The sequence below is a fragment of the Sphingopyxis sp. H115 genome (assembly GCF_001468465.1).
In the GTDB taxonomy this organism is placed as follows: domain Bacteria; phylum Pseudomonadota; class Alphaproteobacteria; order Sphingomonadales; family Sphingomonadaceae; genus Sphingopyxis.
In genome coordinates this window covers 73384-87950 of the sequence record NZ_LNSA01000020.1, presented here as the reverse complement: position 1 = coordinate 87950, position 14567 = coordinate 73384, and the positions used below count along the sequence as shown (strand labels likewise).

Genomic DNA, 14567 nt, shown 5'->3' with positions numbered 1-14567 from the left:
CCCCCGCCGCCTTCCCCGACCTCCCCGACATCGCCGGGGTGACGCGCCGCGTCGCGCGCGCGCGGTACAAGGATTGGGACCGCTGCGACCTTACCTTTGTCGAGCTGGCGCCCGGCACGACTGTTGCGGGCGTGTTCACGCGCAACGTCTGTTGCTCGTCCGAGGTCGAGCTCGGCCGCGAACAGGTGAAGGGCGGCGCCGCGCGCGCGCTGATCGTCAACGCGGGCAACAGTAACGCTTTCACCGGCTATCGCGGGCGCGAGGCGGTCGAGGCAATCATGGCGCAGGTCGCGGATCATCTCGGTTGCGAGAAGGCTGAGGTTTTCGTCAGTTCTACCGGGGTGATCGGCGTGCCCTTGCCCAAGGACAAGGCACGCGCCGGGGTCGAGGCGGCGCTGACCGCCGAACCATGCTCGTGGGAAGCCGCGGCCGAAACGATCGGCACCACCGACACCTTTGCCAAGGGCGCGGCATCAAGCGCGATCGTCGATGGCCGCACCGTCCATGTTGCAGGAATCGTCAAGGGATCGGGCATGATCGCCCCCGACATGGCGACGATGCTTGGCTACATCTTCACCGACGCCGCGGTTGCGCCCGCGCTTTTGCGGGACATGCTGAGCGAAGCCACCTGCGGCAGCTTCAACAGCATCACCGTCGACAGCGACACCTCGACCAGCGACACGGTGCTACTCTTCGCAACCGGACAAGCGGGCAATGCGCGGCTGTCCACCCGCGACGATCCGGGCGCCGACGCGCTCTACGCGGCGATCCACGACGTTGCGCTAGACCTCGCGCAACAGGTCGTGCGCGATGGCGAGGGCGCGTCGAAATTCATCGAAATCCAAGTAAACGGCGCGGTGAGCGACGCCAGCGCCAAACGCGTCGCGCTCGCCATCGCCAATTCGCCCTTGGTAAAGACCGCGATCGCCGGTGAGGACGCCAATTGGGGCCGCGTCGTGATGGCGGTGGGCAAGGCAGGCGAACCCGCCGACCGTGACCGGCTCGCAATCCGCTTCGGCGATCATTGGGTCGCGAAGGACGGTCTGCCTGTCGACGGCTATGACGAAGCGCCGGTCGCGGCGCATCTCAAGGGTCAGGACATTCGCGTTGGCGCCGACCTCGGCCTCGGCGAAGGCCGAGCGACGGTCTGGACGTGCGACCTGACGCACGGTTACATCAGCATCAACGCCGACTATAGGAGCTAGCTTACGTGAACCCCGGCGAAAGCCGGGGCCGCGCGGCACCGAAAAGGGCCCCGGCTTTCGCCGGGGTTCACGTCATTTACAGCGCGCCTTCAAGCCAGCCCTTCAGCGCACTCTTCGGCGCCGCGCCGACCTTGGTATCGGCGATCTCGCCATTTTTGAACAGGATCATCGTCGGGATACCGCGCACGCCATATTTGGCGGGGGCGTTCGGATGATCGTCGATGTTCAGCTTCGCGATCACGACCTTTTCACCCAGTTCGTCGGCGATTTCCTCGAGCGACGGGCCGATCATCTTGCACGGACCGCACCATTCGGCCCAGAAATCGACGAGCACCGGCGTGTCACTGTCGAGGACGTCGGCCTGGAAGCTATCGTCGGTAATGGCTTTGGTACCCATAATCAGAACTCCTGAAACTCTGTTGCCACCAAGCTAGGGCGTCGGTGCGTCAGGCTCAAGGGCCGAGCCCCGCAAATTCGCCTTGGCCGCTAGCAAGCCGGGCTTGTGCGCGTCGAGCAAAGCCTCGCCCAAAACGATCAACCTCGGCCCTGCCGTATAGAGCAAGATCGCCTCGATCCGCCGTCCCGGAAAGATCACCGCCAGCGCGTCGCGATACGCCGCCATCTGGCGCAGATAGGCGGGCGCGACCGCATCGGCCCCATCCGGCACATGTCGCCCCGTCTTGTAATCGATCACCGTCACCGCCGCATCGGTGACCAGCAACCGATCGACGATGCCTGCAACGACGGTGCCATCGACCACCGCCGACAATGGCACCTCGGCGAGCGAACCCGGTCCGAACAGGACAGCATGTGCGGGATCCTCCAGAACGCGGAGCACTTCGTCCACCATCGCACCGCGCGCCGCATCGTCCAGCCCCAGCGCTTGCATCTTCAGCCAATGCTCCGCCGCAACCCGCCGCCGGTCCGTCACCACGGGCGGTAACCGCTCGAACAGTGCGTGAAGCAGCAACCCGCGCTCGACCGCGGCGGCACGCTCGCCGCCCTGCGGTGGCGTCGCGACATCATCCTCGCCGAGCGCCGAGGGTGCAAGCGGTCTCGGCGGACGTGCTTCTTCGGGCGCCGGCCGACCAGCCCAGTCGGGAATTGCGACCGGCGGCGATGCCGGCCTCGCCCTGTCCTTCGGCGGGCGTGCCCATTTCTTCGGCTGCACCGCATGGACGCGCCGCTGCCCCCAGCGCGGCCCCGCATCCTGCCATTCGGCGCCCATGCCCGCCATTACCGCCTCAATCGCGCTGTGCCAGTTGTTCGCAGGCAGCTCGTCGGATTTTCGCGTACCCGCGACCACCAGTAGTTCCTCGGCACGCGTCATCGCGACATAGAGCAGCCGCCAATGCTCTTCGAGCTCGGCGCGCTGCTTCGCATCATGCGCCTCGGCGACCGGCCCGTGCCGCTCATCCCTGCCCAGCGGGAACGCTGGCAATTTGTCCCACTGGCGTAGCGACAGGTCGAAGCTCATCCGCTTCGACTGCGGATCGTCGGTCGCGTCGGCGAGGATGACGATCGGCGCCTGCAGCCCCTTCGATCCGTGGACAGTCATCACGCGCACGACGTCGCTCCGCCCCTCAGTCTGGCGCTTGATGTCGGCGGTGCTCGCGTCGATCCGGTTCAGGAAACCGAGCAGCGACGGCACCTCCAGCCGCTCGAACGCTAGCGCCTGCGACAGCAGCTCGTCGATCGGGTCGCGCGCCTCGCGTCCCAGCCGATGATATAGTTTGCGCCGCCCATCGATCGGCCCCGACAGGATGCGCTCGAGGAAGCGGAACGGCGTCGTGAAGTCGGCCATGCCGAGCAGGCTGCGCAGTCCCGCCAGCGTCTCCTCGGGCGCGTCGGCGCCCGGCGCGCGCAGCGCCTCCCACAGCGATTTCGGCCGCGCATGAGCGAAACCGAACAGGCGCTCCTGATCCCAGCCGAACAGCGGCGAGACGAGCAGCGAGGCCAGGTTGAGGTCGTCGAGCGGCTGCACGGCAAAGCGCATCGCCGCGAGCAGGTCCTGCACCGCAAGCGGCTGGGTCAGCGCAAAGCGGTCGACCCCTGCGACCGGCACGTGCAGCGACTGCAACCGCGCAACGATCCGCGCCGCAAGGTCGCGGCGGCGGCGCACGAGAATCAGGATATCGCCCGGCGCGACGCTGCGCCCGTCCTTCCCGTTCACGATCCAGTCCTGCACCTCGTCGGCGATCGCGCGCGACAGCCGCAGGCTCGCGGGGTCGCTCGCCGCGGCGAGCGGATCGCGCGGCGGGGCGTCGTCGCCCTCGTCTTCTGCATCGAGGTCGAGCGCCTTGCCGACAGGCAGCGGCTGCCACAGCTCGACGCGCCCCGGCCGGTCGCGGTGAAAATCGGCGGGAATATGCGGCGGCTCGTCGCTGTCGAGCCCCATATGCTGCGCCGCCTCGCCCGCGATCCATGCGTCGACGACGTCGAGCACTGCGGGACTCGACCGGTAATTGGTGACGAGATCGACATCCTCGAACGGCCGTCCGCTTTCCTGGGCGCGCTGCCCGAAGCGCAGCCGCGCGGCCTCGAAGGCGGCGGGCTCGGTCCCCTGAAAGCCGAAGATCGCCTGCTTGCGATCGCCGACGGTGAACATTGTGCGGATGCGCTCGTCCTTCGCCCCTTGCCCCGCGAAAAATTCGGCGGCGAGCGACAGGATGATCGCCCACTGCCGCGCATTGGTATCCTGCGCCTCGTCGACCAAGATGTGATCCGTGCGCTGGTCGAGCTTGAAACGCACCCATTCGCCAAAGTCGCCCTGGTGCAGCAATCCCCCGGCAAGGCTGATCAGGTCGTCGAAATCGGCAAGCCCCGCCTCACGCTTGGCGAGCGCATAGGCTTCGGCGAAGCGGCTCCCGAGATCCCACGCAGCAGCGAGGTCGTCGGCGACCTGCATCGCAATCGCGGTCGCCAGCAACGGCTGGGCCGCCGCGACGATCCGCGATGCGGCGCCGAGGCAATCGTGCATCCGCCCGCTTTCCTTTGCGAAGTCGGCGCGCATCTCGCCCGAGCCTGTGACGAAGCAGCCGAGCAACGCGCTCAGCATCGCCGCCCGTGCCGCACCGTCCGCGACCAACCACGCACCCGCCAGTTCGGCGCGCGCCGTGCCCGTCTTCGTCCCCCACGCCCGCCCGGTCGCCGCCACTTCGGCGACGTCGGCGTCAGCGACCGCGCCGCTCGCAAGCATCGCCGCCTGCCACGCCGCCGCGTCACCTTGCGGTAGCCCCAGCGCATCGCGCACATCGGCCGCCTTCGGCGCAAGCCGCGGCGCATTTGCGGCGCCGAAGCTGCTCGCGCACCGCCCCAGAAAGGCGATCGCGGCATCCTGCCCCATCCGCCGCGCCAGCATCGCCGCGACGCCGCGCATCGCGTCACCGTCGGCGTCCTTCCTCGACAGCAGCTTGCCCAACACGTCGCGCTGCAACGCCGCCGCCTCGCTGTCCTCGAGCGCGCGAAAACCCGGCATTATCTTCGCTTCTAGCGGAAAGCTCGCGAGCAAGGTCTGGCAGAAGCTGTGGATCGTCTGGACGCGGATCGCGCCGCCCGGGCTATCGATAACGGTGGCGAAGAGCGATCGGGCGCGGTCGAGAATGCCGTCCTGGTGTACGTCGGCGCCCAGCGCCTGCAGGTCGGCGCGCAGGTCGAAATCGTCGGCGCGAACCCACAGAGCCAGTCGTTCGTGGATGCGGTGCGCCATCTCGGCGGCGCCCGCCTTGGTAAAGGTGATGCAGAGGATCGCTTGCGGCAATACGCCGCCGAGCATCAGCCGCAACACGCGCGCCGACAGCACCTGCGTCTTGCCCGTCCCCGCCGACGCGCCGAGCCAGACATGATCGTCCGGATGCGCGGCGGCCGCCTGCCCCTCGTCGAGCGTCTTCAACAGCTTCGCGGGGTCGATCATGCCGCGTCGCCCTCACCCAAATCCGGATCACCGCGCGCGAACCATTCGTCGCGGCGCATCAGCTGGTCAAAATCGCTGTAGCGCGATCCCGGATCGCCGGGCGTGAAGGGTTCCGATCCAAGCAGGAAACGTGCGCTGAGGTCGGCGAGCGCATCGGCGGCGCGCGCGATAGCGTCCTTTGCAGTCTTGAGGTCGCGGCGGCTGCCATGCGTCGCCGACACCTTACCTTCGGCGTCCTTGGCGCGGTCGCGCTTCAGGCTCCAATATTCGAGCGCGCTGACCTGCGCCTTGTCGATCTCGTCGACCTGCCCTGCCTCGGCGAGCAGTCCGAGCAGGCCGAGCTGGTTGTCGAGCCCCTCGGCCGCGGCGGTTCCCGACGGCGCCGCGCCGCTCTTGTAATCGACGATTGCCAGGCTGCCGTCGGCAAGCTGATCGACGCGATCGGCCTTTCCGTGCAGGCGGATGCCATCAACCACCATCGCGCCGCGCACTTCGGCCGCGACCGGCCAGCGCTCGCCGCGCGCCGCCCACACCGTCTCCGCCGCCCAGCGCAAGGATGGCATGATTCGGGGCAACCAGAAGGCCCGCGCAAGCGCATCGAGCGCCGGGTCGGCTTCGAGCGCCGCCAGTTCCGTTTCGAGTGCGGCGTCGGTCATCCCCGCGCGCTGCCAATCCTCGAGTAGGCGGTGGATACGCGTGCCGAACCATTTGGCATCGGGCCCGCTGCTCAGCTGGTCGAGTTCGGACAGTCGCAATATCTTCGCCGCGTAAAAGGCGAAGGGATCGCGCGCGAGCTGGTCGACCCCGGTGACGCTGATCGCGTCGGGGCGCGCGGCGGCGGGCGGCGCGGGGTGCGGCTTGGCGGCGGGTTCGCTGGCTCCCGGCGGCACGTCGAGCGTCGCCGCGAGCGCCGTCACCGGCTGTCCGTCGAGCCTTGCTTCGGGCAGTTCGCCCGCGAGCGCGCTCAGCCGCAGCCAGAAGCGCGAGGCGACTGCAGGGTCGCCGCCGCTCCGCCGCGCGCGCGTCACCACCACCTCCCGCCCCGCGAGCGCCCCCGCGAAGTCATGCGCCGCCGCGCCCTGCTGCCGCTCGGGCGCAGGCAGCCCGAGCAGGTGGCGGATGCCCGGCGCCAGCCAGGCGTCTGGGCTCGTCGCCTGCGGCCAGCGCCCCTCGTCAAGCCCACCAAGGATCATCAGGTCGGCGCGTTGCAACCGCGCTTCGAGCAGGCCCCAGATAAACAGCCGCGGATGTCCGCCATAGGGCGGCCGCACATTTTCGCTACCGATCAGGTCGGTCAGCGTCGCCGGAAAATCCTCAGCCGCGACCAGCGTCGGACCGTCGCCGCGCGCCAGCAACCAGCGTTCGAACAGGTCGGCGAGCTGCCGTCCCGCCGGCCCGGCCCACACGGCCTCGCCCGCCAACCAGCCGAGCGCCGTCTGCAACGCCGCGAGCAGTGTCGCGGGAGGCACCGGCGCGCCTGTGCCGAACGGCGCGAGCAGGCTGCCCAGCCCATCGGCCACCGCCGCCCACCAGCCGGCCAGATCCGCCGCCTCGTCCTTCCGCGCCGCAAACGCCGCGATCCGCGCCGACACCCCGTCCCATCCCGGTGTCAGTCCCCGTTCGCGCAGCAGCAGGTCGAGCCGCCGCACCTGATCGAGCCAGTCCCGACGCGTCTCACCCTTGCGCACCAGCGGATGGCCGAGCACCGCGAGCAATCGCGCCGGATCGAAGCGCGCCGCAAGGTTCGCGAGCGCCAGCAGCAGCGTCCCCGGCGGCAATTGTCCGAGCGGCCGCCCCGCGCTGTCATCGACCTCGATGTCCCAGCGCAGCAGCGCGCTCGCGACGCGCTCGGCAAGCCCGCGGTCGGGGGTCACCAGCGCTGCGGTACGCGCGGGGGTTTCGAGCGCATGGCGCATCATCAACGCGATCCCCTGCGCCTCTTGCCCGTCGTCAGCAAAGACCGCGCCGCGCAGCCCGGCAATCCCGGCGCTCACATCACCCACCCGCTGCCAGCGCGCGGTATAGGCGGCGGGCGCGAACAGCAGCGACAGAAAGGGCTCGCGTGCATCGGGACCGTCGAAGGGCGATGCGGCAGGCCATTCCATCACCTCGTCGCGCGAAACGCCCATCCGGTCGATCAGCAGCTTCAGATGATATTGCGGATGCGTTTCGAGCGGGCGTTCTCGCGGCTTTTCCGGAACGGACCGCGTCGATCCCAGCGCCTCCCACTCGCCCTCGGCCATATCGATGTCGAGCCCCGGAAGCACGGCCATTCCACGCTCCATGTCGGCGACCGTTCGCAGGAGCCGCGCGATCGCGGGCGCCGCCGTCGTCACGCCCGCCGCAACGACGAAGCGCGCCGGCGGCGCCGCGCGCCAGCCGTCGCTGACACGGTGCAGCAGGCGGTTGCGCCGGTCGGCGCGATCGATATGCCCCGTCGCCGCGAGAACGGTGGGCCATTGCTCGACGAGCAGGCGCAGCCGCTGCCATGATGCCTGCCAATGCCCTGCGAGATCGCCGAGCGCCTCTCCAACCTCACCGAGCCGCGCGGGCGCGATCTCCTCATAATGGAGCTGGTCGATCACGCGCGCCAGCCCCTCGGCGAGCTTGAACGCCGCCGCGCCCCGGATCGTATCTTCGCCGGGAGGATTATGTTTCTCGATCAGCGCGGCGAGCATCAGGCGCCTTTTCAGCGCGTCGATCGCGGGCGGAATGACGTCGATCTCGTCGATCGGGTCGAGCGCGAGCGCGACCGATTCATCGAGATCGGCATCGCCGATCACGACAAGCCGCGGCATCAGCATCCCCGCGCCGCCCACGCGCACGAACGCCGCCTGCACCGCACTCCGCGCGCGGTTGCTCGGCAGCAGGATCAAGCCCTGTGCGAGCCCCAGCGCGCCGTCGGCATAGCGATCGACCAGCCCTGCCGCGAGCGCATCGGCGAAGGCCCGCTGGACGGGTATGGAAAAGACGGTCGGTTTGGCGTCAGCCATCCGTCAGCGCGGCTTCGGTCGGCGCAATGCTCGCCGGGGTGCCGACGTCGAACCATTGGCCCATATGCGACAGGCCATAGAGCCGCCCCGCAGCGATCGCGCGATCCCACAATATGTTGGTCGAAAACGCCCCCTCGGGCGCACCGTCCAGCAGCCGCGGGGAGACAAGCTGGATCCCGGTATAGACGAAGGGCGCGATCCGGCCCGGCTTACGCCGCGACAGCCTGCCCGCCGGATCCATATGGAAATCGCCGCGCCCGCCGTGCCCCGTCGCGCTCGCTTGCCGGATCAGCAGGAGCAGCGCATCCATCTTTTCGCTATCCCAATGGCGCGCGAGATGCCGGATGCTGTCCTCGGGCCCGTCGGTCCAGATATTGTCGCTGTTGACGATCAGGATCGGATCGCCGCTGAGTTGCGGCAGCGCCTTGACCATCCCGCCGCCGGTTTCGAGCAGTTGCCCCCGCTCGTCCGAAATCGCGATCGTAAAGCTGCGCTTCTGCGCTGCGAGATGCGCTTCGAGCGCATCGGCCAGATAGTGGACATTTACGACGACATGATCGATCCCGGCCGCCTCGATGCGGTCGAGGCTGTGGTCGATCAGCGCCTTGCCAGCGACGCGCACCAACGGCTTGGGCCGGGTCGCAGTTAGCGGACGCATGCGCTTGCCGATGCCCGCGGCCATCACCATCGCACTCTCGATCTTCGCACTCACGTCGCCATCGCCTTCCATATCTCCGCGCGTTTCGAAGCGGGGACATTGGCGTCGAACCATTGCCGAACCGGGACAAGCGCCGGATGCGCAAGGTCGCGTTCGAGCAGACCCCACATGCGCGGCTGGAAACTCTTGTAATGTGGCTTGTCGTCGCGCTTCCACAATCGCACAAAAACACCGAGGATGCGTGTGTTCCGCTGCGCCGCGAGCGCCCAATAGGCCGACTCGATATCGCGCCCCGTCGCCTGGATGTAACGCGCGAGCATTGCCGCCTCGACCGCAGGACTCACATCGCGCCGGGCATCCTCGAGCACCGAGGCGAGGTCATAGGCCGGATGCCCGACGAGCGCGTCCTGGAAATCGAGCAGGCCATAGTGCGCGATCCCGCCCTTGCCGGGCACCAGCATGATATTTTCGGCATGATAGTCGCGCAGCACCGTAACGCGGGGCAGGCCGTCCTGCTCGACCGGCGTCAGTACGTCGGCCCAGACGGTGCGAAACGCGTCGCGGTCGATCGCGATATCGAACGCCGGGCAATACCAGTCGGCAAATAGCATGACTTCGTCGAGCCACTGGTCGATCCCGTGGACGGGCAACCCCTCCATCGGCGGCCGCGCGTGGAGATGGATGAGCAGGTCGGTTACTCCCGCATAATAGTCGGCCTCCTTGTGCAGCTGTTCATCGACCGTTTCGCGCAGCCGCGCATCGCCGAAATCCTCGATCAGCAGCAGCCCCCGCTCGAGGTCGCGCGCAAGGATCGTCGGTGCATTGAGCCCCTGCTCGCAGAGGAATTCGGCGACCGCGATAAACGGCCGCGGATCCTCGTGCGGCGGCGGCGCGTCCATGAGCACCGCCTGCCGGTCCTTGTCGATGACACGGAAATAGCGGCGGAAGGATGCGTCGCCCGCGAGCGGCAAAATCTGGGCATCGCCCCAACCATGCGCAGCAAGGAAAGCCGGGGCATGGGCGGGCGGAATCATCGGAACGGCCATCTTGCTCCCCAAGCCGCCGGCACCTCCGCTGTCAAGACGCGCGCGTCGCCCTGCCCCGAAATGCGCAAGCTCAACGCCCCCGGCCAGCCCTCGCCGCCCAGCCGCTCGGGCCATTCGATCAGCAGTGCGCCGTCGTAGAGATAATCATCGAGTCCCAGTTCGATGAGTTCGTCCTCGTCCTCGATCCGGTAAAGATCGACATGCGCGATCGGAAGATCGACCTCAGGCGGCGCATAGGGCTGGACGATCGCGAAAGTCGGGCTCGGCGCCTCGCCCGCCAGCCCGCGAGCCTTCAGCATCGCACGTGCGAGCGTCGTCTTGCCCGCGCCGAGGTCGCCCGACAGCAGCACGATGTCGCCGGCAATCAGCACCGCGCCGATCGCAGCGCCAATCCGCTCGGCAGCCTCCAGATCGTAGCGCACCGAAAAGCCGGTCATGCGCCGCGCGGCAGGCTGATACGCACGAGCGTCCCCTGCCCCTGCTCGCTCATTACCTCCATCGTCCCGCCATGCGCCGCGACGAGCTGGCGCGCAAGCGCAAGGCCAATGCCGCCGCTCTGCGTCCCGGCCTGCGTCCCCCGCGTCACCGCGACCACCGTTTCGGGCATGCCGGGCCCATTGTCCGACACAACGATGTCGACACCGCGAGCGTCGCCTTCGGCATGCAGCAGCACGCGCCCGCCTGATTTGCGCGACGGCGCGGTGAAGCGCACCGCATTGTCGAGAAGCCCGGCGACGAGCCGAGACAAGCGGGGGGCATCGCCCTCGATATGCCCCAAGTCGGCGGCGATATTGCCGACAAGTTCGACCTTCTCGCTCGTCGCGAACGGCTTCGCATCGGCGAGTGCGGTTTCAAGCAACGCGCGGATATCGACCGCCGTGCGTTCGATCGCGAGCGTTCCGGCCTCGCCCTGCGCAAGGTCGAGCACATTGTCGATCTGGCGCGACAGCACCGCGACCGAATCCATGATCGCATCGACGTAGGCGCGCTGCTGATCGCCGAGCTTGCCAGCATAACCGGCCTGCAACATCTCGCCAAAGCCGCCGATCGACGTCAGCGGCGTGCGCAGCTCGTAACTCATCCGCGAGAGGAACGCGGTCTTGACCTTGTCGGCCGCCTCCAGTGCCTCGTTGCGTTCGCGCAGCGCGCCTTCGACCCGGCGGCTCGCGGTGATGTCGAGCATGATCAGCAGCGCATTGCCGTCAGGCAACGGAATCGAGGCGAAATCGAAGTAGCGTCCGTCGGCAAAACCGATTTCGCCGCCGCGTTGCTGCCGTTCTAAAGTCGCGGCACGGATGACTTCCTGCACGATGCTGATCTGGTTCGGCTTGACCAGCCGGTCGGCAAGCCCGCCCATCAGTGTATCAACGCGCGGATGCGCGGCCAGCGTCGGTTCGTCGATGCCCCACAGGCGGCGGAAGCGCTGGTTCCACAAATGCAGCCGTCCGTCGGGGGCGAACACCGCGACCGCCTCGAACAGATTGTCGAAGGTTGCGGTCCGAACGCGCAGCAGCGTATCGCGCGCGCCGGCCAGTTGCACTTGTTCGGTCTTGTCCTCGGCGATCAGCAGCAGGCCGCCATCGGGCGTCGGCTGCGCCACCACATGCAAGTGCGTGCCGTCGCGCAGCAACCAGTCTTCCTCGCTCGCGCCCGGCTGCGCGAACCAGTCGACATGCGTCTGTCGCCATTCGGGATAGTTGCGCACTTCGGGAATCCGCCCGCGCTCGCGCCACGCATCGAGCAGCCGCGCGAAGGGCCGCGCTTCCGACACATCGTCCGACGACAGCTCGAATAGGCGGCGGAACGGTTGGTTCGCAAAGACGAGGCTCTGGTCGGGAGCGAATTGCGCAACCGCCGCCGAGAGCCGGTCGAGCAGTTCGCGCTGCGTATCGACGAAACGGCGGTGCGCCCCGCGTTCGGTTTCGAGTTCCTGGATATCGATCGCATAGCCCGCGACCCCGATCACGTGCCCCCCCTTGGGAGCCAGCGGAATATCGACGACGCGCATGATCCGCCGCTCGCCCTCGATCGTCACCGGAATGGTGCGGACCTGCGCCGCACCCGCCGCCCGCGCGGCCTCAGCGGCTTCGGCAGCGCTGACGCCGGCAACGGTCTCGCACAATTCGATGCCGCCATCGATCACCGCAGCCGGCCCCTTGGCCTCCACTGCGCGGACATAGGCGCCATTGACCAGCGCCAGCTGCAGGTCGGTATCGCGGAACCACATCGGGAAGGGAGCCGCTTCGATCAGCCCCGACAGCGCCTCGAACGCCGCCATCGCCTCGTCGCGTTCCTGCCGCGCATGCGCGAGCGCCTGTTGCCCCTCGGTCGCATCGCTCAGCCACAGAAGGACGCTCCCCGAGCCGCCGACTGCTTGCGGTGCCGCGGCGCCGTGGACGATGATCGTGCGCCTGCTCGCTTCGGGTTTCAGGCTGAGGACGAAGGGTTTTGCACCGCGCTGCGCACCAAGAATCGCTTGCCGCAACATATCATGGGCGTCCGCATCAAGGCCGCTGCCAAGCCCGCGCAATTCGTCGAAATTGCGCGGGCCTTGCTCGAGCCCGAGCCAACGGCCGAGCCGCTCGCTCGCCTCGATCCGCCAATCAGCGCGCACGATGACCGGAAGCTGCGGCGACGCCTCGACGAGGCTCGCCAGCCGTTCCGCCTGCCCCGCGACGAAGGCCGAACGCCGCTGCATGGCGATGCCGCGGCCGACCGCCCATATTCCGGCGAGCAGCCACAGCGCGGCGAAGAGGCCGAGCGCGAATAAAAGCGCCGGTGGAAGCGATCCGCTCATCCCGCTTCAATTCCTCGTTTGTCCGGATGTCCCGCGCGCATGGCCGCCAGCCGTATAGGCGATGAAGTCATGTTTCAATCGCATGTCACAGCGAAACGGCGCGCCACATCTTCCGATGGGCGCGCCGTCCACAGTTTCGTCCAAATTTCCGCGACGCGGAAACGCGGCAGCACCGCGTCAGGCGAAGAAATCAGTAACGATAATGGTCCGGCTTGAACGGACCTTCGACGGGCACGCCAATATAATCGGCCTGCTTCTGGCTCAGCTGGCTGAGCTTCACGCCCAGCTTTTCGAGGTGCAGCGCCGCGACCTTTTCGTCGAGATGCTTCGGCAGGACATAGACGTCGTTCTTATACTGCTCGCTGCGCGTCCAGAGCTCGATCTGGGCGAGCGTCTGGTTGGTGAAGCTCGCCGACATCACGAACGACGGGTGGCCGGTCGCATTGCCGAGGTTCACGAGGCGACCCTTCGACAGGATGATGATCTGCTTGCCGTCGGGGAATTCGACCAGGTCGACCTGCGGCTTGACTTCGGTCCACTTGTAGTTGGCGAGCGCCGCGATCTGGATCTCGCTGTCGAAATGGCCGATGTTGCAGACGATCGCCATATTCTTCATCGCCGCCATATGTTCGGCGGTGATGACGTCGGCGTTGCCCGTCGCGGTGACGAAGATGTCCGAACGCTTGACCGCTTCGTCCATCGTCACGACTTCGAAGCCCTCCATCGCCGCCTGCAGCGCGCAGATCGGGTCGATTTCGGTGACGAGCACGCGCGCGCCGCCGTTGCGGAGCGACTGGGCGCTGCCCTTGCCGACGTCGCCGAAGCCGGCGACGGTCGCGACCTTGCCCGCGAGCATCACGTCGGTGCCGCGGCGGATCGCGTCGACGAGCGACTCTTTACAGCCATAAAGATTGTCGAACTTCGACTTGGTGACGCTGTCGTTGACGTTGATCGCGGGGAAGGGCAGCTCGCCCTTCTTGGCGATGTGATACAGGCGGTGGACGCCGGTCGTCGTTTCTTCGGACACGCCCTTGATCGCCTTGACCGTCTTGGTCAGGTAGCCGGGGTTGGCGGCAACGAACGCCTTGAGCGCGCGCTGCATTTCGATCTCTTCCTCATTCTCGGGCGCAGGCATCGTTTCGCCTGCTTCGAGCTTCGCGCCCCACAGCGCGAACATGGTGGCGTCGCCGCCGTCGTCGAGGATCAGGTTGCACGTCGTGCCATCCTCGACGCCCCAGTCGAAGATGCGGCCGACATAGTCCCAATAATCGGCGAGGCTTTCGCCCTTCACCGCGAACACCGGCACACCCGTCGCGGCGATCGCGGCGGCGGCATGATCCTGCGTCGAAAAGATGTTGCACGTCGCCCAGCGAACTTCGGCGCCCAATGCGGTGAGCGTTTCGATCAGCACCGCGGTCTGGATCGTCATGTGCAGCGACCCGGTGATGCGCGCGCCCTTCAGCGGCTGCGCTGCGCCATATTCGGCGCGCAGCGCCATCAGGCCCGGCATTTCGGTTTCGGCGATGTTGATTTCCTTGCGCCCGAAATCGGCGAGGCTGATGTCGGCAACGACATAATCACGGGTGTCGGCGGCGAGAGTGGCCACGGGATATTCTCCATATTGGCATGAACGACCGCAGGCGAGCGGCCACGAAAACTCTGTAATTTTCTTGCGCGTCCTAGCCGAAAGCACGCCGCCGATCAAATATAAACTTTTCTTTATATCGCAAGCCCGGCACCGCTAGGCGATTCACTGCGGACACGCGAATCGGCGCGCCAACTGAACGCCGCGCGCAAAATAAATTTCGCCGGCCGCAATTGTGACAGTCCGCGCCACACTTTTGTGACACGGAGTCGCAAAGCCCAAGATTCTGAAAATCTTGACTTATAATGCGCCTTGCGAAGAGCATAATTCGATATTGTGACACCAGTGTTACAAACCGCCGAAAACATTG

9 protein-coding genes are annotated in these 14567 nt (G+C 67.2%); 1 reads left to right on the top strand and 8 read right to left on the bottom strand.

Annotation, left to right across the window (positions count from 1 at the left end):
- Positions 1-1205, top strand: a 1205-nt coding sequence (argJ, locus tag ATE71_RS14660) for a bifunctional glutamate N-acetyltransferase/amino-acid acetyltransferase ArgJ (RefSeq protein ID WP_082665220.1), incomplete at its 5' end; no start/stop codon positions are given.
- A 76-nt stretch (positions 1206-1281) separates the two neighbouring features.
- Here the strand turns inward: argJ and trxA are convergent.
- From trxA to ahcY, 8 genes are all read right to left on the bottom strand, one after another.
- Entirely contained in the window at positions 1282-1602 is a 321-nt protein-coding gene (trxA, locus tag ATE71_RS14655; protein WP_058804108.1) for a thioredoxin TrxA, read from the bottom strand.
- Positions 1603-1635: 33 nt separating this feature from the next.
- Positions 1636-5118 carry a double-strand break repair helicase AddA gene (gene addA, locus ATE71_RS14650; RefSeq protein WP_058804107.1) on the bottom strand — a complete coding sequence of 1161 codons (3483 nt, stop codon included), beginning with the start codon at positions 5116-5118 and terminating at the stop codon, positions 1636-1638.
- Positions 5115-8111: a PD-(D/E)XK nuclease family protein gene (locus tag ATE71_RS14645; RefSeq protein ID WP_058804106.1), complete on the bottom strand. Its 2997-nt coding sequence runs from the start codon at positions 8109-8111 to the stop codon at positions 5115-5117. Before ATE71_RS14645 ends, addA begins: the two co-directional genes overlap by 4 nt.
- The gene (locus ATE71_RS14640) at positions 8104-8823 is read right to left on the bottom strand and encodes a nucleotidyltransferase family protein (protein ID WP_082665221.1); all 720 of its coding nucleotides are present in this window, start codon (positions 8821-8823) and stop codon (positions 8104-8106) included. Before ATE71_RS14640 ends, ATE71_RS14645 begins: the two co-directional genes overlap by 8 nt.
- Positions 8820-9803 carry an aminoglycoside phosphotransferase family protein gene (locus ATE71_RS14635; RefSeq protein ID WP_058804117.1) on the bottom strand — a complete coding sequence of 328 codons (984 nt, stop codon included), beginning with the start codon at positions 9801-9803 and terminating at the stop codon, positions 8820-8822. The genes ATE71_RS14640 and ATE71_RS14635 overlap by 4 nt, the downstream gene beginning before the upstream one ends.
- A complete protein-coding gene (tsaE, locus tag ATE71_RS14630; protein ID WP_058804104.1) occupies positions 9800-10252 on the bottom strand; it encodes a tRNA (adenosine(37)-N6)-threonylcarbamoyltransferase complex ATPase subunit type 1 TsaE in 453 nt (150 codons plus the stop codon). The genes ATE71_RS14635 and tsaE overlap by 4 nt, the downstream gene beginning before the upstream one ends.
- Entirely contained in the window at positions 10249-12612 is a 2364-nt protein-coding gene (locus ATE71_RS14625; RefSeq protein WP_058804103.1) for a sensor histidine kinase, read from the bottom strand. The genes tsaE and ATE71_RS14625 overlap by 4 nt, the downstream gene beginning before the upstream one ends.
- A 190-nt stretch (positions 12613-12802) precedes the next feature.
- Positions 12803-14218 carry an adenosylhomocysteinase gene (gene ahcY, locus ATE71_RS14620; RefSeq protein WP_058804102.1) on the bottom strand — a complete coding sequence of 472 codons (1416 nt, stop codon included), beginning with the start codon at positions 14216-14218 and terminating at the stop codon, positions 12803-12805.
- Between the last annotated feature and the right edge of the window lie 349 nt (positions 14219-14567).

What these genes read in the sequence shown, in the direction of transcription:
- ATE71_RS14635 (WP_058804117.1), bottom strand. Translation starts at nt 9,803, where the DNA reads ATGATTCCGCCCGCCCATGCCCCGGCTTTCCTTGCTGCGCATGGTTGG.
- tsaE (WP_058804104.1), bottom strand. Translation starts at nt 10,252, where the DNA reads ATGACCGGCTTTTCGGTGCGCTACGATCTGGAGGCTGCCGAGCGGATT.
- ATE71_RS14645 (WP_058804106.1), bottom strand. Translation starts at nt 8,111, where the DNA reads ATGGCTGACGCCAAACCGACCGTCTTTTCCATACCCGTCCAGCGGGCC.
- addA (WP_058804107.1), bottom strand. Translation starts at nt 5,118, where the DNA reads ATGATCGACCCCGCGAAGCTGTTGAAGACGCTCGACGAGGGGCAGGCG.
- trxA (WP_058804108.1), bottom strand. Translation starts at nt 1,602, where the DNA reads ATGGGTACCAAAGCCATTACCGACGATAGCTTCCAGGCCGACGTCCTC.
- ATE71_RS14625 (WP_058804103.1), bottom strand. Translation starts at nt 12,612, where the DNA reads ATGAGCGGATCGCTTCCACCGGCGCTTTTATTCGCGCTCGGCCTCTTC.